This window comes from Nocardia sp. NPDC050712, assembly GCF_040654295.1.
Lineage (GTDB): Bacteria > Actinomycetota > Actinomycetes > Mycobacteriales > Mycobacteriaceae > Nocardia.
Genome location: NZ_JBFAHT010000001.1, coordinates 788,949 through 811,763, shown reverse-complemented (window position 1 = coordinate 811,763; position 22,815 = coordinate 788,949). Strand labels below are relative to the sequence as shown.

Here is a 22,815-nt window from a genome sequence, read left to right as displayed (position 1 = left end):
CTTGAAACCTTGACTGAACGCGAATGCGTCCCCGAGAAAGGATACATGGCTCGGCGGATCCTGCCGACCACGTCGGCAAACCGCCCGGTCCGGTCAGGCGGCCGGGAGGGTGGCCAGGATCACCGGCTCGGCGTCGTCCCAGGTGGGGACGTGGCAGACCCAGTCCGGAACGGGCTGGGCCTGGGCCCCGAACAGGTAGAGGTGCGGCACCAGCCCGCGCAGCGCCTGATGCACCTCGATCCGGTCGTCGATCATGTGCGTGATCCCGAGCTCGCCGCAGTGCCCGGCCTTCTGCGCCCGGGCCCGGCAGAACCGCACGTTGCCCTCCGGCACTCCGGTCCGGTCGTAGAACTCGTGATGGTCGAGCCACTGCCGGGTGCGCTGCTGCACCCGCGGCCCGCATTTGGAGATCACCCACACCCGGCGCTCGAACCGCGCCACCAACCGGCTCAGCACCTCGAAGGCCTGCGGGCTCGGCGGTGTCCGCATGGCCTCGTCGAATCCTCCGTCCAGGAATACCGTGTCGGCTTCGCCCGGCCGCAGCGCCGCCCCCTGAATCACTCGGCCGAAATCGACACCGAGACTTTGTTTTTCCGTTGTACTCATAACGCTTTCGAGCATGACCGCGCGACGGTGCTTCGCGCCAGCCCTTTATTCGCCAGCATTTAATGCAGGCGGCGCGCAACCCTTGTCCGGACGGTGCGCCGCCGCCGAGAATAAGCGCCATGACCAGCACCGATCAGCCGCGTTCTGGGTCGCAGGCCGTCGAAAGAGCTATCCATCTGCTCAATTGTTTCGAGGGCGACGACCCGGAATTCTCGCTGAGCGAGCTGGCCCATCTGGCCGGTGTTCCGGTGAGCACCGCGCACCGGCTGGCCAAGGCCCTGGTGCGCGGGCGGCTGCTGGAACAGGATCCGGCCACCGACCGGTATCGGGTGGGCCAGGGGCTGGCGACGCTGGCCCGGCCCGCCCTCACCCGGCTCGGCACCGATTCCGCGGCACCGCACATGTACGCGCTGGCGGCCGGAATCAAGATCACCGCAAGCCTCAGCGTGGTCGACGCCGGCGACGCGGTGACGATCCTGCAGGCCCGCCCGCCGGTGCTGTTCTGCAACAACCAGTTGCCCCGGCCCAGGCAGTCGCTGCGGTCCAGTGCCGCCGGGCACGCGCTACTCGCCTACGCGCCGGGCGGCCGGCGCCGCGGACCGGATCTGGATCTGGTGCGGCGCAAGGGTTTCGCGCTCGAGGAGATCGCCGTCGAGGACCCGCTGCGGGCCGTCGCGGTGCCGGTGTTCGGCCCGGGCCGGCAGGTCTGGGGCGCGCTCAGCGTGCAGGCGCGCTCGGCCCGGCTCACCGACGACCTGGTCCGCGAGATCCTGCCCGCCATGCAGCATTTCGCGGTGCGTATCGGTTCCGTCGTCCAGAACAGCACGCCCGCAACGTAATAACCGCAGCTCAGCTGTGGCTATAGCAGGTCCTAATTAAACTCACCCTGATTTTCACAATGTGGAATGGCCGTTGTCTGCGGCTCTACGCACCCACACCATGAGAAGCCACGGGGCCCACCCGAACTCCGATCCAGACCATGGAAGTACCCACGTGTTGACACCCACTGCGCTGATCCGCCGCCGCGCGATCGACCTCATGCGGGTTCCGCACGGGATCTGTCGACTCTGACGCTTCGCGTCCGATCCGCGGCTCCCGCGGACCCGTACTTCTTCCAGCACCCCGACACCCGGCCGCCGCATGCCCTTTTCGCTTGCGCGGCAGCATTTTTCATTCCGAAGGAACACCATGCGTTTCACCGCACCACGGCGACGACACCGCGCGATCGCTGCCACTCTGGCCCTGCTCACCAGCGTCTCCGTGCTCGCCGCGTGCGGCAAGTCCGAGGTGAGCACGACCGCCGACGGCAAGACCGTGCTGCGCTACCAGGGCAGCACCGGTCAGGTCACCCCGTACGAATTGGCCGCGGACCTCGGGTATTTCAGCAAGATCTCGCTGCAGTGGGAGGGCGACACCACCAGCGGCCCGGCCAATATCCAGGCCGCGGCCACCAATCAGGTGGAGTTCGGCAGCGCGTTCAACGGCGCGGTGGTGAAGCTGATCGCCGGTGGGGCGAAGGTCACCTCGGTGCTGAGTTCCTACGGTTCGGACGACAAGACCTTCACCGGTTACTACGTCCGCGACGACTCCCCCATCAAGACCGCCCGCGACCTGATCGGCAAGAAGGTCGCGGTCAACACCCTGGGCGCGCACCACGAGTTCATCACCCGGGAATGGCTGCACAAGGAGGGCCTGACCGAGGACGAGATCAAGCAGGTGCAGCTGCTGGTGGTGCCGCCGGCCAACACCGAGGACGCGCTGCGCAAGGGCCAGGTCGAGGTCGGCACCCTGGGCCAGGTGTTCCGGGATTCCGCCCTGGAGCGCGGCGGCATCCACCCGCTCTACACCGATACCGCGATCTTCGGGCAGGCCAGCTACGGCACCTACGTGTTCCGCAACGAGTTCCTCGCCAAGAACGCCGACGCCGTCCAGGATTTCGTGCAGGGCACCGCTCGCGCCACCCGCTGGCTGCAGGTCACCCCGCGGGACGAGGTCCTGGCGCGCTTCACCTCGATCATCGAAAAGCGCGGGCGCAACGAGAACATCGAATTGCTGAAGTACTGGAAGAGCTCCGGCCTGCCGACGCCCGGCGCGGTGGTGCAGGACAAGGAGATCCAGATCTGGATCGACTGGCTGGTGCGCAACGGCGAGCTGAAGCAGGACCAGCTGAAGGCCGCGGATCTGTTCACCAACAAGTTCAACCCCTACGCCAACGGCACCTACCAGCCCACCAGCGGCCCGACCGGTGAGGCGGTGGCGAAATGAGCGACAGGACACCGAAACTCGCGATCAACCGGGTGAGCAAGCGGTTCCCGGTCCGCGGCACGAACGACACCTTCACCGCGATCGAGGACATCTCGCTCGACGTGCGCGCCGGCGAGTTCCTGGTCCTGGTCGGCCCGAGTGGCTCGGGCAAGTCCACCCTGCTGGATCTACTGGGCGGGCTGACCAAGCCGAGCTCGGGCGAGATCCTGCTGGACGGTGCCCCGATCACCGGGCCCGGCCTGGACCGCGGCGTCGTCTTCCAGCAGTACGCCCTGTTCCCCTGGCGCACCGCGCGGGGCAATATCGAATTCGGCCTGGAGGCCAAAGGACTGCGCCGCAAGGAACGCCGCGCCCGCGCCGAGGAATACCTGGATCTGGTGGGGCTCACCGGTTTCGGTGACCGCTACCCGCACGAGCTCTCCGGCGGCATGAAGCAGCGGGTCGCGATCGCCCGCAGCCTGGCCTTCGACCCGGAGGTGCTGCTGATGGACGAGCCGTTCGCGGCGCTGGACGCCCAGACCCGGGAGTCGTTGCAGGACGAGCTGTTACGGATCTGGCGCGCCACCGGCAAGACCATCCTGTTCATCACACACGGCATCGACGAGGCGGTGTATCTGGGGCAGCGGGTCGCGGTGCTGACCTCGCGGCCCGGCCGGGTCAAGGCCGTGGTCGAGGTGAACCTCACCCGTGCGGGCGACGAGGACATCCGCTCCACCGAGACCTTCCGCGACTACCGGCATCAGATCTGGACCCTGTTGCGCAGTGAGGTCGAACGGGCGCAGGGCCTGGAGCTCGAGTCCCGCGCCGAGAGCGCCACCGCCGCCGAATCCCGCACCGAAAGGCCGAGTCATGTCTAGCGCAGTGGAACTCGTCGATCCCCCCGTCCGCACCACCGTCGCCGCGCCGTATCAGCCGGTCGAAAAACGCTCTCCCGCAGTGTCGTTGCGAATCTTCTCGCGTGCCGGGCAATTGGCCTGGCGGGTGACCAAGCCGTTCCTGGCCATTGCCGCGTTCCTGCTGCTGTGGCAGTTCGCCCCCGCGGCCGGCCTGGTGGACGAGGTCTTCCTGCCGCCGTTCACCGTGGTGGCCGAGGCCTTCGTCGACCTGGTGCGCAGCGGCGAGATGTGGAACCACGTCTCCACCAGCCTGGGCCGCTCGGTGACCGGTTTCGGTATCGCGCTCGTGATCGCGGTGCCGCTGGGTATCGCGATCGCCTGGTACAAGCCGGTTTCCGAGCTGCTGAACCCGATCCTCGAGCTGTTCCGCAACACCGCCGCGCTGGCGCTGCTGCCGGTGTTCGTGCTGATCCTGGGTATCGGCGAGACCTCCAAGGTCGCGCTGGTCGTCTACGCCAGCTCGTTCCCGATCCTGCTGAACACCATCACCGGTGTCCGCACGGTCGACCCGCTGCTCGTCAAATCCGCCGTGTCGCTGGGCCTCAAGCCGATCCGGCTGTTCCAGAAGGTGATCCTGCCCGCGGCGATCCCGTCCATTTTCACCGGTCTGCGGATGGCCGCGGCGAGTTCCATCCTGGTGCTGCTGGCCGCCGAAATGGTCGGCGCGCGCGCCGGTCTCGGCTATCTGATCACCGCCGCCCAGCAGAACTTCCAGATCCCGAACATGTACGCGGGCATTCTGGCCATCTCGCTGCTCGGCCTCGCCTTCAACGGCCTGCTCGTCACGCTGGAACGCCGCTTCTCCCGCTGGCGCGTCCAGTCCAACGCCTGAATTTCTTAAGGAAAACGCATGTCTCCCAAGCAGTTCCACATCAACGCCTTCCTCATGGGTGTCGGCCACCACGAGGCCGCCTGGCGGCACCCGCGCACCAAGTCGCACGACGTGCTCGACGTCGCGCACTTCCAGGAACTCGGCCGCATCGCCGAGCGCGGCAAGCTGGATTCGGTGTTCTTCGCCGACGGCCTCGCGGTCGGCCCGCGCATCAAGCGCAACACCCTCGCGGTCTTCGAGCCGGTGACGCTGCTGGCGGCCATCGCCGCGGCCACCTCCAAGGTCGGTCTCATCGCGACCGCGTCCACCACCTACAACGAGCCCTTCAATCTGGCCCGCAAATTCGCCTCGCTCGATCACATCAGCGGCGGCCGGGCCGGCTGGAACATCGTCACCTCCGGTAGCGAGGAGGAGGCGTTCAACTTCGGCTACGACGCGATCCCCGAGCACGCGCGCCGCTACGAACGGGCCCAGGAGTTCGTCGATCTCGCGGTGCGGCTGTGGGACAGCTGGGAGTCGGACGCGATCGTGCTCGACGAGGAGGAAGGCGTCTTCGCCGACCCCGACAAGGTGCACACCCTCGACTACGACGGTCCCCGCTTCAAGGTCCGCGGACCGTTGAACTCGCCGCGCAGCCCGCAGGGGCGGCCGCTGCTCGTGCAGGCCGGATCCTCCGAAGCCGGAAAGGAATTCGCGGCCCAGTACGCCGAGGCCGTGTTCACCGCCCAGCGCACCCTCGAGGAGGGGCAGGCGTTCTACCGGGACCTCAAGTCGCGGCTGCCCAAGTACGGCCGCGGCGCCGACGAGCTGAAGGTGCTGCCGGGCCTGGTCCCCTACATCGCCGACACCGAGGCCGAGGCCAAGGCGCTGGAGCAGGAGTTCACCGACCTCATCTCCCCCGACTACGCCCTGAGCCAGCTCTCCCGGCTGCTCGGCGTCGACCTGACCCAGCACGCCCTGGACGCCCCGCTTCCGCCGCTGCCCGAGGTCACCGAGATCGAGGGCGGCAAGAGCCGGTTCCTGCTGGTCAAGGAGCTGGCCGAGTCGGAGAACTTGACCGTGCGCCAGCTCATCGGCAAGCTCGGCGGCGGCCGCGGGCACCGATCCTTCGCGGGCACGCCGACCCAGATCGCCGACGAACTGCAGGCCTGGTTCGAGGGCGGCGCGGCGGACGGCTTCAACATCATGCCGCCGTTCCTGCCGGGCGGCCTGGAGGACTTCGTCGACAAGGTCGTGCCGATCCTGCAGGAGCGGGGCCTGTTCCGCGCCGACTACGAATCGAACTCGCTGCGTGGGCATTACGGCCTGGCGGCGGTGGAGAGTCAGTTCGCGGCGGTACGCACCGAAGCGAGCGCGTGACCGCGCAGATCAACGCTGCCCCGATCGATACCCTGCGTCCCTTGGTGTTCACGGTCTACGTGCCCACCTTGGCGCGGGGCATCGGCATGGGCGCCGCCGCACCGGTGATGACGCTCACCGCCGTCGACCTCGGTGCGTCGGTGGCGGTGGCGGGCTTGGCGGTGGCGCTGGTCGGCCTCGGCCAGGTGCTCGGCGGCATCCCGTCCGGTCAGCTCGTCGCCTGGATGGGTGAGCGCGCCTCGACCATCTGGGGCACCGCCGTCGGCCTGGTGGGTGTGCTGCTGTGCATGTTCGCGCCGAACGTGCCCGTGCTGTGCGTGGGCCTGCTGATCGTCGGATTGTCCAATGCCGTCTGGGGTTTGGCCCGGATGACCTTCATGGCCGAGGCCATCGCGCTGCCGCTGCGAGCGCGCGCGATGTCGCTGTTCGGCGGCTCGATGCGGCTGGGGTTCTTCGTCGGGCCGCTGCTCGGCGCGCTCGCCATCCTGGGCGTCGGTATCCGCGGCGGGTTCGCGGTGCAGTTCGTGGCATTTCTGGTCGCCGGCTGGATGATGGTGCGGCTGCCGCTACCCGGCGGCACCTACACCGAACCTGCTCTGGCCCCGCCGATCTCGCTGCTCGGCGTGGTCCAGCAGCATCGTCTCGTGCTGTGCACGCTGGGCGCGGGCTCGATGCTGATGGGCGCGGCCCGGGCCTCGCGGGAGGTGATCCTGCCGCTGTGGGCCCATCACATCGGGATCGACGCGGCCACCGCCAGCCTGCTCTTCGGCATCGCGGCCGCCCTCGAGCTCGTTTTCGCCTATCCGGCCGGGCATCTCATGGATCGCTACGGCCGCGCGCCGATCGCGGTCCCCTCGCTCGGCATCCTGGCGGCCTCCTATGCCGCGGTGCCACTGACATATTCGACCGTCACCCTGGGCGCGGTGGCCGTCGCCCTCGGGGTCGGCAACGGCATCGGCAACGGGCTGATCATGGTGCTCGGCGCCGACGTCGCGCCGCCGGGGATCCGCGCGGAGTTCCTGGCCGCCTGGCGACTCACCCACGACTGCGGCGCCTTCGGCGGTCCGCTGCTACTCGGCGTCCTGGCCAGCGCCGCGCCGCTGGCCGTGGCCGCGCTCACCATCGGCGGCGTCGCCGCGCTCGGCGCGGTGGTGATGGGCCGCTTCATCCCCCGCCACATTCCCTGGCCTCCGGTACCGCAACCTCTTCCACAGAAGGTGATCTCATGATCGACGTAGATGTGCTCGTGCTCGGCGGTGGACCCGCCGGAACCTGGGCCGCGCTCGAGGCCGCGGCCACCGGCGCCTCGGTCCTGCTGGCGGACAAGGGCTTCTGCGGCAGTAGCGGCGCGACCGCCGCCGCGGGCACCGGAATCTGGTACGTCCAACCCGAGCCCGAGTTGCGCGAACGCGCGATGGCGAGCCGGGAGGCGCTCGGCGGCTATCTCGCCGACCGGGAGTGGATGGCGCGGGTGCTCGACGAAACCTATGCCCGGGTCAACGAACTCGCGACCGCGGGCCGGTATCCGTTCCCCGTCGGACCCGACGGCGAGCAGATCCGCACCGGCGTCCAGGGGCCGGATTACATGAAGCGCCAGCGGCTTCGGGTGCAGCGCGCCGGTGTCCGCATTCTCGATCACACCCCCGCGGTGGAACTGCTCGTCGACCCGTACGGGGCGGTGGCGGGCGCGCGGCTGCAACGGCTGGCCGACGGCACGCAGGTCGAGATCGCCGCGGACGCGGTCGTGCTCGCCACCGGCGGATGCGCGTTCCTGTCGAAGACCCTGGGCTGCAACGTGAACACCGGCGACGGCGCGCTGATGGCGGTCGAGGCGGGCGCCGAGCTGTCGGGCATGGAGTTCTCCAACGCCTACGCCATCGCCCCGGAGTTCACCTCGGTCACCAAGACCGCCTACTACTCCTTCGCCACCTTCTACCTGGGGAACGGCGAACCGCTGGCGGGCGCCTCCGGCAAGGCCCGCACCCCGATCGCCAAGGCGCTGCTGAACGAGCCGGTGTACTGCACGCTCGACCGCGCCGATCCGGCCCAGCGCCAGGCCATGCGCCACGGCCAGCCCAACTTCTTCCTCACCTTCGACCGGCTCGGCATCGACCCGTTCACCGACCGCTTCCCGGTCACGCTGCTGCTCGAGGGCACCGTGCGCGGCACCGGCGGCGTCCGGATCGCCGGCCCGGACTGCTCGACCAGCGTGCCCGGGTTGTTCGTGGCCGGTGATGTCGCCACCCGCGAACTCATCTGCGGCGGGTTCACCGGCGGCGGCAGCCACAACGCCGCCTGGGCCATGTCCTCGGGCAGCTGGGCGGGTGGCGGCGCGGGCAAATACGCGCTGCGGCAACGGGACGCGGTGGCCCGGCCCCGGCTCGGCGCGGGCGGTGCGGGCCTGCGCCCGCTCGACCGGCCGGACGCCGAGCTGCGCCCGGCCGACCTGGTCGCGGCCGTCCAGGCCGAGGTGCTGCCCTACGACAAGAACTATCTGCGCCACGGTGACCGGCTGCGGCCCGCCCTGACCACGCTGCACGGACTGTGGCAGCAGGCCCGCTCCGGTCTGACCGGCGCCGACACCGCCAAGGCCCGCTCGGCGGCCGCCATGACCGCGCACGCGCGCTGGATGTACACCGCCGCCCTGGCCCGCACCGAGTCCCGTGGCATGGCGCGCCGCCAGGACTTCCCCGAACTCGATCCGGCACAGCACCATCGGCTGATCACCGGCGGCCTCGACGAGATCTGGACCGCGCCCGAGCCGAGCTTCCGCACCCGCCGGACGCTGGTGCCGGCATGATCGAACTCGTCTCCGCCGACCGCTGCATCGAATGCGACAAGTGCATCGAGGTCTGCCCCACCCGGGTCTTCGATCGCGGCCCCGACGGCATCCCGGTGCTGGCCCGGCACTCCGATTGCCAGACCTGCTTCCTGTGCGAGGCGTACTGCCCCGCCGACGCCCTGTTCGTCGCGGCGCGCACCACACCGCTGCCCGCCGACCACCCGCAACGCGACGAGGGTCACCTCATCGCGGAGGGGCTGCTCGGCAGCTACCGCAAGGCGCTCGGCTGGGGCGGCGGCCGCCTCACCGCCCGCGACGCGATCGGTCCCGAACTGCCCTGACCGGGGACGCCCTGCCGCCTCGACCGGGTGCGGCTAGGTTCGGGAGTACACACACCAAAGGAGATATCTGTGCGTTTCGGCATCTTCATCCCGCAGGGGTGGCGGCTCGACCTGGTCGGCATCGAGCCGGCCGCGCAATGGCAGGTGATGCGCGATCTCGCGCAGCGCGCCGACGCCTCCCAGACCTGGGAGTCGCTGTGGGTGTACGACCATTTCCACACCGTTCCGGTGCCGACCGAGGAGGCCACGCACGAGGCGTGGACCCTGATGTCGGCGTTCGCGGCCTCGACCTCGCGGATCCGGCTCGGCCAGATGTGTACCGCGATGCGCTACCGGGATCCGGCCTATCTGGCCAAGGTCGCCGCGACCGTGGATCTGATCTCCGGTGGCCGCACCGAGATGGGCATCGGCGCCGGCTGGTACGAGCACGAGTGGCGGGCCTACGGCTACGGTTTCCCGCCCCCGAAGGAGCGACTGGGCCGCCTCGATGAGGGTGTGCAGATCTTCCGGCAGGCTTGGACCAAGGGCGAGGCCACCCTGGACGGCAAGTACTACCAGGTCGACGGTGCGATCGTGCGGCCACTGCCCTTGCAGGAGGGCGGTATTCCGCTGTGGATCGCCGGTGGCGGTGAGAAGGTGACGCTGAAGATCGCGGCGAAGTACGCGCAGTACACCAACTTCAGCGGCAACCCGGCCGAGTTCGAGGCGAAGTCGGAGCTCCTGCGCGGCCACTGCGCCACCGTCGGTACCGATTTCGACGCGATCACCCGCTCGTCGAACTTCAACATCATCCTCGGCGCCACCGAAGTCGAAGTCGAGGAACGGCTTTCGGCCGTGCAGGCCAAGCTGGCGTCGGTCATCGGCGACGATCAGGCCAAGGGCTACGTCGACGGCATGTTCCGCACCTCGCTCGCCGTCGGCACGCCGGAGCAGGTCATCGAAAACCTCACCGCCGTCAAGGATCTCGGCCTGGCCTACGCCATCTTCAACTTCCCCGAGTCCGCCTACGACACCTCCGGCATCGACCTCTTCGAACGCGAGATCGCCCCGGCTCTGCGCTGAGTCACGACCAACGCAAGGGGCGGCCTCCAGTACGGAGGCCGCCCCTTCGTCGTCGCGACCCCACCGACTAAGACAAATGTCTTGCACAAATGTCTAAAACAGTTTACCGTTCTGAGCACGCCCTCGGAACGGAGACCACAATGAGCACTCGCAACACCTTCCACAGCAACGGCCGCGCCCTCAGCTACCTCGATTTCGGCGGTGCCGGCCGCCCGCTGCTCGCCCTGCACGGCCACATGTCCGAGGGTGCGAGCTTCACCGAACTGGCCGCCGCTCTGGCGCCCGAATGGCGGGTGATCGCCCTGGATCAGCGTGGCCACGGCTACTCCGATCGCGCCGCCGACTACTCCCGCGCGGGCTACCTCGCCGACATCGAAGCGCTACTGAACCACCTCGGCCTGGACCAGGTCGTCGCTCTGGGCCATTCCCTCGGCGCGATCAACGCCTACCAGTTCGCCGCCCGGCACCCCGAGCGGATCACCGCCCTCATCAACGCCGAAGGGCCTGCCGTGCTCGGCCTGGACGGCGTCAACCCGCTCCAATTCGTCCTCGCCCTCCCCCACGAGGCCCCCACCCGCGCCCAGCTGATCGCCGAAATGGGCCCGATGGCAGCCCATTTCGGCGCCCTCGTGCGCGAACGCGCCGACGGCACCTGGAGCCTGCCCTTCCACCCCGCCGACATCGTCGACTCCGAACACCATGTCCACGGCGACCACTGGGCCGACTGGACCGCCACCACCTGCCCCGCCCTCCTCCTGCGCGGCACCCAGGGCGTCATCCCCACCGACCAGGCCGAAGCCATGACCACCCGCCGGCCCGGCACCCGCCTGGCCGAACTCGACACCGATCACTTCATCTACGCCGCCGACCCCACCGGCTTCGCCAAGCACGTCACCGAATTCCTCGCCGAGCTCTGAGGAACCGAAAAGGGGCGGCTTCCGCACGGAAGCCGCCCCTTTCGGTACGTGCTGACTACAGCATGCAGGACACGCAGCCCTCGACTTCGGTGCCTTCCAGGGCCATCTGGCGCAGGCGGATGTAGTAGAGGGTCTTGATGCCCTTGCGCCAGGCGTAGATCTGGGCCTTGTTCAGGTCGCGGGTGCTGACGGTGTCCTTGAAGAACAGGGTCAGCGACAGGCCCTGGTCCACGTGCTGGGTGGCGGCGGCGTAGGTGTCGATGATCTTCTCGTAGCCGATCTCGTAGGCATCCTCGTAGTATTCGAGGTTGTCGTTGGTGAGATAGGGCGCCGGGTAGTAGACGCGGCCGATCTTGCCTTCCTTGCGGATCTCGATCTTCGACGCCACCGGGTGGATGGAGCTGGTGGAGTTGTTGATGTAGGAGATCGAGCCGGTCGGCGGGACGGCCTGCAGGTTCTGGTTGTAGATGCCGTGCTCCATGACCAGGCCCTTGAGCAGACGCCAATCGTCCTGGGTCGGGATGTGCACGCCCGCGTCGGCGAAGAGCTCACGCACCCGCTCGGTCTTCGGCTCCCACACCTGATCGGTGTACTTGTCGAAGAACTCGCCGCTGGCGTACTTGGATTCGGGGAACCCGCCGAAGTAGCTGCCGCGTTCCTGGGCGATCAGGTTCGAGGCCCGGATCGCGTGGAAGACCACGGTGTAGAAGTAGATGTTGGTGAAATCGATGCCCTCTTCGGACCCGTAGTGCACCCGCTCGCGCGCCAGGTACCCGTGCAGATTCATCTGGCCGAGGCCGATGGCGTGGGACTGGTTGTTGCCCTGCTCGATCGAGGGCACCGAGTAGATGTGGGTCTGATCCGACACCGCGGTCAACGCCCGGATCGCGGTCTCGATGGTCTGCGCGAAGTCCGGCGAGTCCATCGACTTGGCGATGTTCATCGAACCCAGGTTGCAGGAGATGTCCTTGCCCACCTTGGCGTAGGACAGGTCGTCGTTGAACTCCGACGGGGTGGAGACCTGCAGGATCTCCGAGCACAGGTTCGAGTGCGTGATCTTGCCGGCGATCGGGTTGGCCCGGTTCACCGTGTCCTCGAACATGATGTAGGGGTAGCCCGACTCGAACTGCAGCTCGGCGATGGTCTGGAAGAACTCGCGCGCCTTGATCTTCGACTTGCGGATCCGCTTGTCGTCGACCATCTCGTAGTACTTCTCGGTGACATCGATATCGGCGAACGGCTTGCCGTAGATGCGCTCCACGTCGTACGGCGAGAACAGGTACATGTCCTCGTTCTTCTTCGCCAGTTCGAAGGTGATGTCCGGGATCACCACGCCGAGCGACAGGGTCTTGATGCGGATCTTCTCGTCCGCGTTCTCCCGCTTGGTGTCGAGGAAGCGGTAGATGTCGGGGTGGTGCGCGTGCAGGTACACCGCGCCCGCGCCCTGACGCGCGCCGAGCTGATTGGCGTAGGAGAACGAGTCCTCCAGCAGCTTCATGATCGGGATGACGCCGGAGCTCTGGTTCTCGATCTTCTTGATCGGGGCGCCGTGCTCACGAATGTTGCTGAGCAGCAGCGCGACACCGCCGCCGCGCTTGGACAGCTGCAGCGCGGAGTTGATGGAGCGCCCGATGGACTCCATGTTGTCCTCGATGCGCAGCAGGAAGCAGGACACCGGCTCGCCGCGCTGCTTCTTGCCCGAGTTCAGGAAGGTCGGGGTGGCCGGCTGGAAGCGGCCGTCGATGACCTCGTCGACCAGCTTGCTGGCCAGCACCTCGTCGCCGTCGGCGAGGGTGAGCGCGACCATGCAGACGCGGTCCTCGAAGCGCTCCAGGTAGCGCTTGCCGTCGAAGGTCTTCAGCGTGTACGAGGTGTAGTACTTGAACGCGCCGAGGAAGGTGGGGAACCGGAACTTGTGCGCGTAGGCCTGCTTGAACAGCTGCTTGATGTACTTGCGGCTGTACTTCTCGAGCACCTCGGGCTCGTAGTAGTTCTCTTCGACCAGGTAGTCCAGCTTCTCGTCCAGGTTGTGGAAGAAGACGGTGTTCTGGTTGACGTGCTGCAGGAAGTACTGGTTCGCGGCCTCGCGATCCTTCTCGAACTGGATCTCGCCGTTCGGACCGTAGAGGTTCAGCATCGCGTTGAGGGCGTGGTAATCCAAGACCTCACCGGCTTCCGCGTTCCGGGCCGACTGCTGCTGCTCTAAACGAGCTGACTTGCCTGCCGGTGCTGTTGTTGCTGTTGCCAAAACAATCCCAATCCCTCGCGGACGCGTGCGACGTCCTCAGCGGTTCCCATGAGTTCGAAGCGATACAGGTAGGGCACCCCGCATTTACGCGAGATGACGTCACCGGCAGCGCAGAAGGTATCGCCGAAGTTCGTGTTACCGGCCGCGACCACCCCGCGCAGCAGGGCACGGTTGTGCGGATCGTTGAGGAACTTGGCGACTTGCCGCGGCACGAATTCCTTGTCGGAGCGAGTGCCCCCCAGGACGTGCCGACCGCCCCCGTAGGTGGGGACGATCAGCACGTAGGGCTCGTCGACGCGGAGCGTGTCGGCAGTGTGCAGTGGTATGCGAGTGGCCGGGATACCCAGCTTCTCGACGAAACGATGCGTGGTCTCCGAGGCGCTGGAGAAGTACACCAGACCAGACATGGCCGGCCCCTCCTTCCTCGAAGGACTACGAAAGATCAGGCAGCGACGGTCGCGAGCGACTTGATGCGGTCGGGCCGGAAGCCGGACCAGTGGTCCTCACCGGCGACGACGACGGGGGCCTGCAGGTAGCCGAGGGCCATGACGTAGTCGCGCGCCTCCGCGTTCTCGGAGATGTCGATGACTTCGTAGTCCACCCCGACCTTGTCGAGCGCCTTGTAGGTGGCGTTGCACTGGACACAAGCAGGCTTGGTGTACACGGTGATGGTCATAGGTATCCCTCTCTCCAAGTAGCAGTGCGGTCCTTGATGCGCAAACTCTTGGATCCGACTGCGAAACCCCTGTTCGCACCGCTTCGAACCGGTGCGTCCCGGAGGGTGTCTCGCGTCGTCCTCCAGCAGTGAAGACACTACACCTAGTGGCAGACAGTTTCATCCAACACGACATGTTGCGAGTCACAAAGGTGGAATTCCGGATCGGTAAGTACCTGAACTCGCGATTTGCAACACGACACGGCAATGGTGTAGATCACAATTTCGTACCGTAGCTCTTTCTCAGCAAACTTTTTTCGACGCTTCCGTCACACCCGCCTCGATCGCCCCGTCCACCCCGGCGGAACCACGCGACACGCCGACAGCAAAAGGCCGTCCGGTGTATACACCGGACGGCCCTGGGACAGGCGGCGGAATCAGGCGGGGACAAACTCCTCACCCCGCGCCGCCACGACCAGCTCGTGCACCGTCGCACCCAGCTGCGTCAGCGCCTCGGCGTCCTCGCGCGGGTGCGCCGCGCCGAACCGCTCGCCGATCACACCGAAGTGCGCGTGCGCGGCCTCCACGACCACACCGCCCGCCACGCCCAGCGCCTTGACCGCGTCACCGTGCGACCAGCGGGCCGCGTTCGAGCTGATCGACGCGCTCACCACCGCGGCCGGCTTGCCCTTCAGCGAGCCGTTGCCGTACGGCCGCGACGCCCAGTCGATGGCGTTCTTCAGGACCGCGGGAATGGTCCCGTTGTACTCCGGGGTTACCAGCAGCACGGCGTCCGCATTCGCGACGGCCTCGCGCAGCGCCTGCGCGGCGGCGGGCACCGCGCCTTCGACGTCGATGTCCTCGTTGTAGAAGGGAATCTCGCCCAGGCCCTCGTAGAGGCTGATCTCGACGCCCTCCGGGGCGGTCTGGACCGCGGCCTCGGCGAGCTGACGATTGATGGACGCGGCGCGCAGGCTACCGACGAGAGCGAGGATCCGGGTCTCCGACATGATGTCTCCTGATGTACTGAGCGTTAGTGGTGGCAAGCTTTCACCAGAGATCAACCGGACTGCGGTCCGGTTCCATTCCTTCGAGAGTGCGAGAAGTACTGTGACCTACGGCACATCCCTGCCCGACGACGGGGTCGGCGTACGGAACCTGCTGCCGATCGGTTCCGCGGGAACCGAGCCCGCCGAACGCGCCGACGCCGCCCGTAACCGGCAGCTTCTCCTGGATGCCGCCCAGCAGCTGGTCCGCGAACAAGGAGCGGACGGCCTGACCATGGACGCGCTCGCCAAAAGGGCCGGTGTCGGCAAAGGTACCGTCTTCCGCCGGTTCGGCAACCGCACGGGGCTGATGCGCGCCCTGCTCGATCACTCCGACCGCAAATTCCAGGGCGCCTTCATGTTCGGTCCGCCGCCGCTGGGCCCCGGCGCGCCCGCCCTGGACCGGCTCGTCGCCTTCGGCCGCGCCCGGCTGCTCGACATCGAGGTCGAGGGCGAGCTGCACCGGGCCGCGGAGATCGGCGAGGGCAACGACCGCTACGCCGGTGCGCCCTACGGCCTGCTCAAGGCGCACGTGTCGCTGCTGCTGCGGGACGCGGGCGCCCGCGGTGAACTGCCACTGCTGGCCGACGGATTGCTCGCCGTGCTGGCCGCGCCGATGGTCATGCACCAGATGAACGTGCTGGGCTACACGCGCGGGCAAATCGGTGACAACTGGGAAGCCTTCGTACGCCGCATCGTAGAGTGAGTTGCCATGGGTAGTCTGCGCGAACAGATCGTGATGGAGTTGGGTGTCCAGCCGAGCATCGAACCGAAACAAGAGGTGCGGCGGCGCGTCGATTTCCTGAAGGATTATCTGCGGTCCACTCCCGCAAAGGGTTTCGTCCTCGGCATCAGCGGCGGGCAGGACAGCGCGCTGGCCGGCCGACTATGCCAGCTGGCCACCGAGGAACTGCGGGCCGCCGGATACGAGACCAGCTTCGTCGCCGTGCGCCTGCCCTACGGCGTGCAGTCCGACGAGGCGGACGCCCGCACCGCGATGCGTTTCATCCAGCCCGATCGCTCGGTCGTGGTCAATATCCGGCCCAGCGCCAATGCCGTCGCCGCCGAGGTGGCCTCCGCGGTGAAGGTGGACAAGCTGCGCGACTTCGTGCGCGGCAATATCAAGGCCCGTGAGCGCATGGTGGTGCAGTACGCGCTGGCCGGGCAGGAGAACCTGCTGGTCGTGGGCACCGATCACGCGGCAGAGGCGGTCACCGGTTTCTTCACCAAATACGGCGACGGCGGCGTGGACCTGACCCCGCTGACCGGCCTGACCAAGCGCCAGGGCGCGGCCCTGCTCCAAGAGCTGGGCGCGCCGCCGAGCATCTGGTCCAAGGTGCCGACCGCCGACCTGGAGGACGAGCGGCCCGCGCTGCCCGACGAGGAAGCGCTCGGGCTGCGCTACAGCGAGATCGACGATTACCTCGAGGGCAAGGACGTCACCGAGGAGGTGGCGAAGAAGCTGGAAACGATCTTCCTCAACACCCGGCACAAGCGCACGGTCCCGGTCACCCCGCTCGACGACTGGTGGCGCTGACCACTTTCCGGCATCAGCCCTCGACCTCGGCCAGGCGCCGCGCGAGAAACCGCCGCACCTGCGCGTTGGCGGCACTCGCCGCGGCCGCGCGGTAGTACTCGGCGGCCTCCGCGTCGCGTCCCGCCCGGCGCAGCAGGTCGGCGCGGGTAGCCGCGACCAGGTGCGCCTCGGCCAGGCGGGGATGACCGGCGACGGCGTCGAGGGCGGCCAGCCCCGCCTCGACGCCGTCGCGAAAGGCCAGTGCGACAGCGCGGTTGACCTGCACGACCGGCGAGCGCGAATACCGCGCGAGTTCGTCGTAGGCGGCAACGATCGCGCCCCACTCGGTGTCCGCCCAGCTCGTGGCGGTGGCGTGCGCGGCGGCGATCCGGGCCTGGGCGAGATAGGGACCGCTGTGGCCGTCCGCGGCCGCCGAGATCAGGCAGCGTAGGCCCGATTCGATGGCCGCGTGGTTCCAGCCGGCGCGGTCCTGTTCCTCCAACGGAACCAATTCGCCCGCGGGGGAACGGCGTTGGTCCCGGCGGCTGTCGTTGAGCAGCATGAGGGCCAGCAGCGCCCGGGCTTCCGGGTCGGCCGGAAGTAGCCCGCAGAGCAGGCGGCCGAGCCGAATCGCCTCGTCGCACAGTTCATCTCGCAGCGCCGAGGCGCCCGAGGTGGCGAAGTAGCCCTCGGTGAAGACCAGGTAGATACAGGACAGGACGGCGGGCGTGCGCTCGGGCAGCAGGTGCGCGGGCGGCACCCGCAGCGGAATGCCCGCCTGCCGGATCTTCGTCTTGGCGCGGGTGAGTCGTTGCGCCACAGTGTGTTCGGGTTGCAGGAAGGCCCGGGCGATCTCCGCCGTGCGCAGCCCGCACACCAGCCGCAAGGTCAGGGCGACCTGGGATTCGGCCGACAGCGCGGGATGACAGCAGGTGAAGATCATCCGCAGCTGGTCGTCGGCGACAGCGGTCATGTCGAGCTCCTCGTCCGGCGCGGGATACCCGGTCCGGTCCAGTCGTGCCGCGTTCTGTTCTTTTGCCGCCCTGGCGGATTCGCGGCGCAGGCGGTCCAGCGCGCGATGCCGGGCGGCGGTGGTGATCCACGCGCCGGGGTTCGCCGGGAGCCCGCTGCCGGGCCAGCTGCGCAGCGCGTCGGCGAAGGCGTCCTGCACCGCGTCCTCGGCGAGCCCGAGGTCACCGGTCAGCGCGGCCACCGTGGCCAGCGCCCGGCCGAATTCGGCGCGGTAGATCGCGTCGATTCCGGCCGGGTCGAGGGTCATTGCCAAGCGCTCAGATCCACGACCTGACGCGCCTCCACGTACCCGTGCTCGCCGCAGGGGATCTCCGCGGCGATCTCGGCCGCCGCCACCCGGTCGGGAGCCGCGAACAGGTAGAAGCCGTCGACCACCTCGGCGTACTCGGGGAAAGGCCCGTCGGTGAGCAGCAATTCACCGCCGCGCACCCGCAGGGTGGTGGCCGTCGACGGCGGCAGCACCGCACCGCCGCCGCGAATCGCGGCGGCGTATTTGTCGCCGAACAGCTTGTGCTCGGCCACTGCCGCGTCCCACCCGGCGCTGTCGGGGGCGAGCACCGCGTCGGGCCGCTCCCACAGCAGCGCCATCCACCAGTCCGCACCCGGCATCTCGTGCGGGGAGTACATGACCGTCGGGCGCAGCTCGATCGAGCCGGACTCGGCGGCGGGGCTCGTGCGGGCCAGCTGGATGGCCTCGTCGAGATCCGCGCAGTCCAGCACCAGGAACCCGCCGACGACCTCGGCCTGCTCGGTGAAGGGCCCATCGGTGATCAACGTCTGCCCGGCCCGATGCCGCACGATCAGCGCCGTCTCGGCCGGGTACAGCGCCGCGCCGCCGGCGATCGCCGCACCCGCCGCCGCCTCGAAATCCGCGTATCGCTGGACCTCGGCGTCGAACTCCGGGCTGCCCGGCTCCGCGCTGTCGTCCTCGCGTCCCGCCAATGTCGCCAGATAGTGCATCGCGTCTGCCTCCCTCGAATCACGGGGGTCCGATACCCCACGCTATCCAGACGACGAACACGGCGCGATCATCTCTACATCGACGCGCGAAGAATTTCGGGGCACCCGCGAGCGGGCCGGGGCTCAGCCCCCGGCGAACGGCGGCAGGACGTCCACGCGGGGCGTCAGCGCGGTCGACGGATCGCGGGTGAGCTCGTCGCCCACCAGGTAGGCGCACACGCCCAGCATCTTGTCCAGGTCGGGGCCGTAGGTGTCGGCCAGCACGGTGCGCAGATCCGCGAGAGTGGCCGCGGCGGGGAGCTCTAGCGTTTCCCCGGCCTTGCCGACCGCGTCGGCGATGGCGGCGAAATAGCGGATCTCAACCACCGATGGCTCCCATCGTGCGTTCCGGGGGTACGAAGTCCGCGGCGTCGATGCCGTGGCCGGCCCATTTGTTCCACATCGCGCCGCGCCAGATGGCCGAGATCTCGGCGTCGTCGGCACCGGAGCGCAGCACGCCGCGCAGATCGAATTCCTGGTCGCTGAACAGGCAGGAGCGCAGCATGCCGTCGGCGGTGAGCCGGGTGCGATCGCAGGTGTCGCAGAACTTGCGGGTCACGGTGGCGATGATGCCGACGGTGGCGGGGCCGCCGTCGACGAGCCACTTCTCGGCCGGGGCGGACGGGTCGGCGCGGCCGGCCTCGGTGAGGTGGAAGCGGGCGCCGAGGACGTCGAGGAGTTCGGCGGCGGTGATCATGTTCGAGCGCGCCCACTCGTGATCGGCGTCCAGCGGCATCTCCTCGATGAACCGCAGTTCGCACTGCTCGTCGAGACACCACTGCAGCAGATCGGCGGCGCCGGAAAGGGTTTCGCGCATCAGCACCGCGTTCACCTTGACCGGGGCCAGGCCCGCGTCCCGGGCGGCGCGGATGCCGGCGAACACCGATTCGAGGCGGTCGCGGCGGGTCAGGCGGGCGAAGCCGAGCCGGTCGACAGTGTCGAGGGAGACGTTGACCCGGTGCAGACCGGCCTCGGCCAGCCCCCGCGCCCGATGCTTGAGCCCGACACCATTGGTGGTCATCGCCAAGGGCACCTCGGGCACCTGCGCGTGACAGCCCGCGATGATGTGCTCCAGGTCGCGGCGCAGCAGGGGTTCACCGCCGGTGAAGCGCACCTCCTGGATGCCGAGTTCGCGCACCGACAGCACGACCAGCCGGACGATCTCGTCGACGGTGAGCAGTTCGTCCTGCGGAATCGGCGGCAGGCCCTCTTCGGGCATGCAGTAGGTGCAGCGCAGCGAGCACTTCTCGGTGATGGAGACCCGGAGGTCGCGCGCGGTGCGTCCGAAACGGTCCACCAGGAACGGCGTTTCCGGACGCCCGTCGAGCGAGGGGCGCCCTGATCGCACGGCGGGGATGCCCATTTCGACCAACGTCACGCTTTCATTATGTACTTGTCCTAGCGGACTGGGCGGATCCGCCACAGGTTCGGAGGATCTCACCAACAGGGCATCCGCGCGGTGAGCCCGTTTCGGTCGAACCACCGAAAGGATGCGCGGCGCACCAGCGGCGCCGGCCCGGGCCCTAGGCTGCACGCATGAGTTCTCGACCCGTGAGCGGCACGACGCGGTCCGTCGACCAGTACCGCGACACCATCGAACAGACGCTGCGCCCGCTGGCGGCGCGGGCGGTGGCGTCCGTGCCGGTACCGGCGGCGCTCGGGCGGCAGCTGGCCGAGGACGTCAGCTCCCCGGTCGATCTGCCGGTGTTCCGCAATTCCGCGATGGACGGGTACGCGGTCACCGCCGAGTCCGTCGCGGTCACGCCGGTCACGCTGCCGCTGGCCGGTGTCGTCGCGGCGGGCGAGCCGGGCCGGACGCCGCTGCCGCCGGGCGCGGCACTGAAGGTGATGACGGGCGCGCCGATCCCGCCGGGCGCCGACTGCGTGGTGCCGGTGGAGCACACACATTCGGAGGGCGACACCGTCACCATCGAACGCGGCCGGGCCGCAGGCGAATTCGTGCGCGAGGCGGGCACCGACGTGCGCACCGGCGAACTGCTGGTCCCGGCCGGCGTCGCCTTGGCGCCGCGCCACATCGCGGCGCTCGCGGCGGTCGGGCTGGCCGAGGTGCCGGTGTTCAAGCCGATTCGCGCCGCCGTCGTCACCACCGGCGACGAGCTGGTTCCGGCCGGAACTCCATTGCGCCCGGGGCAGATCTACAACTCCAACGGCATCGCCCTGGCCGCCGCGCTCGCCGCGAACGGCGTCGAGGTGGTCTCGGTGACGCACAGCACCGACGATCCCGCCGAGTTCCGCCGATTGATCGACGCCGCAACCGAATCCGCCGATGTGGTGTTCACCTCGGGCGGGGTGTCGCAGGGCGATTTCGAGGTGGTCAAGGAGGTGCTGCGGCCGCTGGGCGGTGAGTTCGGCTCGGTCGCGGTGCAGCCGGGCGGCCCGCAGGGGCTGACCGTGCTCGGCGGTGTCCCGGTGCTGAGTTTTCCCGGTAATCCGGTCAGCACGATGGTGTCGTTCGAGGTGTTCGCCCGGCCGATCCTGCGGCAGCTCTCCGGGCTGCCCGCCATCGAGATCCGGGACCTGCCGCTGCTGGCGGCGGTGCGCTCCCCCGCCGGCCGCCGGCAGTTCCTGCGCGGACGGATCACCGCGGACGGCGTCGAACCGGTGTCCGGGCAGGGCTCGCACCTGGTGGCGGGCATGGCCAAGGCCGAGGTGCTGATCGATATCCCGGCCGAGGTCACCGAGGTCGCCGCCGGGACGATCGTCGGCGTGCGCGCGCTGTGACCGTGTTCGAAGCATCTGTGCGAGGCTGGAAAGTATGAGTGAGTTGTCGCATGTCGATCAGGCGGGCCGGGCCCGCATGGTGGATGTGAGTGCGAAGAGCGAAACCACCCGGATCGCCGTCGCGGCGGGCGAGTTGCAGACCACCGCCGAGGTGGTGGCGCTGGTGCGGGCCGATGACATGCCCAAGGCCGACGTGCTGTCCACCGCGCGCATCGCCGGGATCATGGGCGCGAAGAAGACCTCCGAGCTCATCCCGCTGTGCCATCAGCTGGCACTGTCCTCGGTGAAGGTCGAGTTCGGGTTCACCGACACCAGCATCACCATCGAGGCGTCGGCGAAGACCCGGGGCCAGACCGGCGTCGAGATGGAGGCGCTGACCGCCGTCGCGGTGGCCGGGCTGACGCTGCACGACATGGTCAAGGCGGTGGACCCGGCCGCGGTCCTGAACGGGGTCCGGCTGCTCACCAAAGAGGGCGGCAAGCACGGACATTGGCAGCGACCGGACGAAAACGGCAGCGCCGCGGCGCAATCCGACGCCGAGGATCCGCTGGCCGAGCTGCACGAGGCGCAGCACGGCGCGCCGGAGTCCGGATCGGCCGTGGTCCTGGTCGCCTCCACCGGCGCGGCGGCCGGCACCCGGGACGACACCACCGGCCCGCTGCTGGTGGAATGGCTTGCCGGACTCGGCTTCTCGGTCCGCGGCCCGCTGGTCTACGCGGACGCCGACATCTCCTTCGGCCTGTCGGACGCGCTGCGTTTCGAACCGGACCTGGTGATCTCCACCGGCGGCACCGGCGCCTCACCCACCGACGCCACCCCCGAGGCCACCCTGGCCCTGCTCGACCGGGAACTGCCCGGCGTCGCCGAGGCGATCCGCCAGCGCGGCACCGCCAAGTTCCCGCTGGCGGCGCTCAGCCGCGGCGTCGCGGGGCTGGCCGGGCGCTCGGTCGTGGTGAACCTGCCCGGTTCGCCCGGCGGGGTGCAGGACGGCATCGCGGTGCTCGAACCCCTGCTCGATCATCTGCTCGCGCAAGTAGCCGGAGGCGGCAACCATGAGTGACACAGCGGTAACAGTCGCCCGGATCAGCGATCAGCCGCTCGATCCCGCCGAGGTGGAGCAGGCGGTGACCGGGCCCGCGCACGGCGCGGTCGTGGTGTTCACCGGCAAGGTGCGCGATCACGATGGCGGACAGTCGGTTTCGGCGCTGGAGTACTCCGCGCATCCGGAGGCCGAACGGTTCCTGCGCAAGTGCTGCGCCGAGGTGTCGGCCGCGTCCGGTCTGCCGGTCGCCGCGGTGCACCGGATCGGACCGTTGAGCATCGGCGACCTCGCGATCGTCGTCGCGGTGGCCGCGCCGCACCGCGCCGAGGCCTTCAGCACCTGCGCGGAGCTGGTGGACCGGATCAAGCACGAGGTGCCGATCTGGAAACGCCAGCTGTTCACCGACGGACTCTCCGAATGGGTCAACGCCTGCGGTTGAGCCGCCTTGATTCGGCTGCCGGATTCCGGCCGCCGA

At 68.7% G+C, this 22,815-nt stretch carries 24 protein-coding genes; 15 read left to right on the top strand and 9 right to left on the bottom strand.

The genetic code is table 11. From position 1 onward, the window contains the following. Positions 1–93: 93 nt before the first annotated feature. Entirely contained in the window at positions 94–606 is a 513-nt protein-coding gene (locus AB0H76_RS03860) for a hypothetical protein (RefSeq protein WP_357316960.1), read from the bottom strand. Between the two features lie 119 nt (positions 607–725). On the opposite strand from AB0H76_RS03860, the gene AB0H76_RS03855 reads away from it, so the two are divergent. The 10 genes from AB0H76_RS03855 to AB0H76_RS03810 all read left to right on the top strand — a co-directional run bounded on the left by AB0H76_RS03855 (position 726) and on the right by AB0H76_RS03810 (position 11,060). Next, positions 726–1,445: a helix-turn-helix domain-containing protein gene (locus tag AB0H76_RS03855; RefSeq protein ID WP_357316957.1), complete on the top strand. Its 720-nt coding sequence runs from the start codon at positions 726–728 to the stop codon at positions 1,443–1,445. Positions 1,446–1,794: 349 nt separating this feature from the next. Beyond that, complete coding sequence (locus tag AB0H76_RS03850) at positions 1,795–2,871, top strand: ABC transporter substrate-binding protein (RefSeq protein WP_357316954.1); 1,077 nt, start codon at positions 1,795–1,797, stop codon at positions 2,869–2,871. Next, positions 2,868–3,728, top strand: a complete 861-nt coding sequence (locus AB0H76_RS03845; protein WP_357316952.1) for an ABC transporter ATP-binding protein — start codon at positions 2,868–2,870, stop codon at positions 3,726–3,728. Before AB0H76_RS03850 ends, AB0H76_RS03845 begins: the two co-directional genes overlap by 4 nt. Next, on the top strand, positions 3,721–4,599 hold the full coding sequence (locus AB0H76_RS03840; protein ID WP_357316949.1) for an ABC transporter permease: 879 nt from the start codon (positions 3,721–3,723) through the stop codon (positions 4,597–4,599). Before AB0H76_RS03845 ends, AB0H76_RS03840 begins: the two co-directional genes overlap by 8 nt. Before the next feature lie 18 nt (positions 4,600–4,617). Next, complete coding sequence (locus tag AB0H76_RS03835) at positions 4,618–5,958, top strand: LLM class flavin-dependent oxidoreductase (protein ID WP_357316946.1); 1,341 nt, start codon at positions 4,618–4,620, stop codon at positions 5,956–5,958. After that, a complete protein-coding gene (locus AB0H76_RS03830) occupies positions 5,955–7,187 on the top strand; it encodes an MFS transporter (protein ID WP_357316944.1) in 1,233 nt (410 codons plus the stop codon). The genes AB0H76_RS03835 and AB0H76_RS03830 overlap by 4 nt, the downstream gene beginning before the upstream one ends. Next, complete coding sequence (locus AB0H76_RS03825) at positions 7,184–8,758, top strand: FAD-binding protein (RefSeq protein ID WP_357316941.1); 1,575 nt, start codon at positions 7,184–7,186, stop codon at positions 8,756–8,758. The genes AB0H76_RS03830 and AB0H76_RS03825 overlap by 4 nt, the downstream gene beginning before the upstream one ends. Next, positions 8,755–9,081, top strand: coding sequence for a ferredoxin family protein (locus AB0H76_RS03820; protein WP_357316938.1), 327 nt, complete (start codon positions 8,755–8,757; stop codon positions 9,079–9,081). Before AB0H76_RS03825 ends, AB0H76_RS03820 begins: the two co-directional genes overlap by 4 nt. Before the next feature lie 69 nt (positions 9,082–9,150). Next, the gene (locus AB0H76_RS03815) at positions 9,151–10,143 is read left to right on the top strand and encodes an LLM class F420-dependent oxidoreductase (protein WP_357316935.1); all 993 of its coding nucleotides are present in this window, start codon (positions 9,151–9,153) and stop codon (positions 10,141–10,143) included. Between the two features lie 140 nt (positions 10,144–10,283). Next, positions 10,284–11,060, top strand: a complete 777-nt coding sequence (locus AB0H76_RS03810; protein WP_357316932.1) for an alpha/beta hydrolase — start codon at positions 10,284–10,286, stop codon at positions 11,058–11,060. A gap of 55 nt (positions 11,061–11,115) precedes the next feature. Here the strand turns inward: AB0H76_RS03810 and nrdE are convergent, their stop codons facing one another. From nrdE to AB0H76_RS03790, 4 genes are all read right to left on the bottom strand, one after another. Beyond that, positions 11,116–13,197 carry a class 1b ribonucleoside-diphosphate reductase subunit alpha gene (gene nrdE, locus AB0H76_RS03805; RefSeq protein WP_357320365.1) on the bottom strand — a complete coding sequence of 694 codons (2,082 nt, stop codon included), beginning with the start codon at positions 13,195–13,197 and terminating at the stop codon, positions 11,116–11,118. 65 nt (positions 13,198–13,262) lie between these two features. Next, on the bottom strand, positions 13,263–13,715 hold the full coding sequence (gene nrdI / locus AB0H76_RS03800) for a class Ib ribonucleoside-diphosphate reductase assembly flavoprotein NrdI (protein WP_357316929.1): 453 nt from the start codon (positions 13,713–13,715) through the stop codon (positions 13,263–13,265). Positions 13,716–13,750: 35 nt separating this feature from the next. Further along, a complete protein-coding gene (gene nrdH / locus AB0H76_RS03795) occupies positions 13,751–13,984 on the bottom strand; it encodes a glutaredoxin-like protein NrdH (RefSeq protein WP_357316926.1) in 234 nt (77 codons plus the stop codon). A gap of 416 nt (positions 13,985–14,400) precedes the next feature. After that, positions 14,401–14,973, bottom strand: coding sequence for an NAD(P)H-dependent oxidoreductase (locus AB0H76_RS03790; RefSeq protein WP_357316924.1), 573 nt, complete (start codon positions 14,971–14,973; stop codon positions 14,401–14,403). A 148-nt stretch (positions 14,974–15,121) separates the two neighbouring features. Between AB0H76_RS03790 and AB0H76_RS03785 the strand changes: the two genes are divergently transcribed. Both AB0H76_RS03785 and nadE read left to right on the top strand, forming a co-directional pair. Then, complete coding sequence (locus AB0H76_RS03785; RefSeq protein WP_357320362.1) at positions 15,122–15,715, top strand: helix-turn-helix domain-containing protein; 594 nt, start codon at positions 15,122–15,124, stop codon at positions 15,713–15,715. A gap of 6 nt (positions 15,716–15,721) precedes the next feature. Beyond that, complete coding sequence (nadE, locus tag AB0H76_RS03780; protein WP_357316921.1) at positions 15,722–16,546, top strand: ammonia-dependent NAD(+) synthetase; 825 nt, start codon at positions 15,722–15,724, stop codon at positions 16,544–16,546. 13 nt (positions 16,547–16,559) lie between these two features. Here nadE and AB0H76_RS03775 read toward each other — a convergent pair whose 3' ends face one another. The 4 genes from AB0H76_RS03775 to moaA all read right to left on the bottom strand — a co-directional run bounded on the left by AB0H76_RS03775 (position 16,560) and on the right by moaA (position 19,934). After that, the gene (locus AB0H76_RS03775; RefSeq protein ID WP_357320360.1) at positions 16,560–17,804 is read right to left on the bottom strand and encodes a sigma-70 family RNA polymerase sigma factor; all 1,245 of its coding nucleotides are present in this window, start codon (positions 17,802–17,804) and stop codon (positions 16,560–16,562) included. Further along, positions 17,801–18,517, bottom strand: coding sequence for a YciI family protein (locus tag AB0H76_RS03770; RefSeq protein ID WP_357316918.1), 717 nt, complete (start codon positions 18,515–18,517; stop codon positions 17,801–17,803). The genes AB0H76_RS03775 and AB0H76_RS03770 overlap by 4 nt, the downstream gene beginning before the upstream one ends. 123 nt (positions 18,518–18,640) lie before the next feature. Next, positions 18,641–18,883, bottom strand: coding sequence for a MoaD/ThiS family protein (locus tag AB0H76_RS03765; RefSeq protein ID WP_357316916.1), 243 nt, complete (start codon positions 18,881–18,883; stop codon positions 18,641–18,643). Beyond that, entirely contained in the window at positions 18,876–19,934 is a 1,059-nt protein-coding gene (gene moaA / locus AB0H76_RS03760) for a GTP 3',8-cyclase MoaA (protein WP_357316913.1), read from the bottom strand. The genes AB0H76_RS03765 and moaA overlap by 8 nt, the downstream gene beginning before the upstream one ends. Positions 19,935–20,092: 158 nt before the next feature. On the opposite strand from moaA, the gene glp reads away from it, so the two are divergent. The 3 genes from glp to AB0H76_RS03745 are packed head-to-tail and all read left to right on the top strand — an operon-like array spanning position 20,093 to position 22,779. Beyond that, complete coding sequence (glp, locus tag AB0H76_RS03755; protein WP_357316910.1) at positions 20,093–21,298, top strand: gephyrin-like molybdotransferase Glp; 1,206 nt, start codon at positions 20,093–20,095, stop codon at positions 21,296–21,298. 34 nt (positions 21,299–21,332) lie between these two features. Next, entirely contained in the window at positions 21,333–22,358 is a 1,026-nt protein-coding gene (gene moaCB, locus AB0H76_RS03750) for a bifunctional molybdenum cofactor biosynthesis protein MoaC/MoaB (RefSeq protein ID WP_357316908.1), read from the top strand. Further along, positions 22,351–22,779 carry a molybdenum cofactor biosynthesis protein MoaE gene (locus AB0H76_RS03745; RefSeq protein WP_357316905.1) on the top strand — a complete coding sequence of 143 codons (429 nt, stop codon included), beginning with the start codon at positions 22,351–22,353 and terminating at the stop codon, positions 22,777–22,779. Before moaCB ends, AB0H76_RS03745 begins: the two co-directional genes overlap by 8 nt. Positions 22,780–22,815: the final 36 nt, after the last annotated feature.

Coding starts and splice junctions, on each gene's coding strand:
- AB0H76_RS03860 (WP_357316960.1), bottom strand. CDS start 606: ATGAGTACAACGGAAAAACAAAGTCTCGGTGTCGATTTCGGCCGAGTG.
- AB0H76_RS03855 (WP_357316957.1), top strand. CDS start 726: ATGACCAGCACCGATCAGCCGCGTTCTGGGTCGCAGGCCGTCGAAAGA.
- AB0H76_RS03850 (WP_357316954.1), top strand. CDS start 1,795: ATGCGTTTCACCGCACCACGGCGACGACACCGCGCGATCGCTGCCACT.
- AB0H76_RS03845 (WP_357316952.1), top strand. CDS start 2,868: ATGAGCGACAGGACACCGAAACTCGCGATCAACCGGGTGAGCAAGCGG.
- AB0H76_RS03840 (WP_357316949.1), top strand. CDS start 3,721: ATGTCTAGCGCAGTGGAACTCGTCGATCCCCCCGTCCGCACCACCGTC.
- AB0H76_RS03835 (WP_357316946.1), top strand. CDS start 4,618: ATGTCTCCCAAGCAGTTCCACATCAACGCCTTCCTCATGGGTGTCGGC.
- AB0H76_RS03825 (WP_357316941.1), top strand. CDS start 7,184: ATGATCGACGTAGATGTGCTCGTGCTCGGCGGTGGACCCGCCGGAACC.
- AB0H76_RS03820 (WP_357316938.1), top strand. CDS start 8,755: ATGATCGAACTCGTCTCCGCCGACCGCTGCATCGAATGCGACAAGTGC.
- AB0H76_RS03810 (WP_357316932.1), top strand. CDS start 10,284: ATGAGCACTCGCAACACCTTCCACAGCAACGGCCGCGCCCTCAGCTAC.
- nrdE (WP_357320365.1), bottom strand. CDS start 13,197: ATGCTGAACCTCTACGGTCCGAACGGCGAGATCCAGTTCGAGAAGGAT.
- nrdI (WP_357316929.1), bottom strand. CDS start 13,715: ATGTCTGGTCTGGTGTACTTCTCCAGCGCCTCGGAGACCACGCATCGT.
- nrdH (WP_357316926.1), bottom strand. CDS start 13,984: ATGACCATCACCGTGTACACCAAGCCTGCTTGTGTCCAGTGCAACGCC.
- AB0H76_RS03790 (WP_357316924.1), bottom strand. CDS start 14,973: ATGTCGGAGACCCGGATCCTCGCTCTCGTCGGTAGCCTGCGCGCCGCG.
- nadE (WP_357316921.1), top strand. CDS start 15,722: ATGGGTAGTCTGCGCGAACAGATCGTGATGGAGTTGGGTGTCCAGCCG.
- AB0H76_RS03775 (WP_357320360.1), bottom strand. CDS start 17,804: ATGACCCTCGACCCGGCCGGAATCGACGCGATCTACCGCGCCGAATTC.
- AB0H76_RS03770 (WP_357316918.1), bottom strand. CDS start 18,517: ATGCACTATCTGGCGACATTGGCGGGACGCGAGGACGACAGCGCGGAG.
- glp (WP_357316910.1), top strand. CDS start 20,093: ATGAGTTCTCGACCCGTGAGCGGCACGACGCGGTCCGTCGACCAGTAC.
- moaCB (WP_357316908.1), top strand. CDS start 21,333: ATGAGTGAGTTGTCGCATGTCGATCAGGCGGGCCGGGCCCGCATGGTG.
- AB0H76_RS03745 (WP_357316905.1), top strand. CDS start 22,351: ATGAGTGACACAGCGGTAACAGTCGCCCGGATCAGCGATCAGCCGCTC.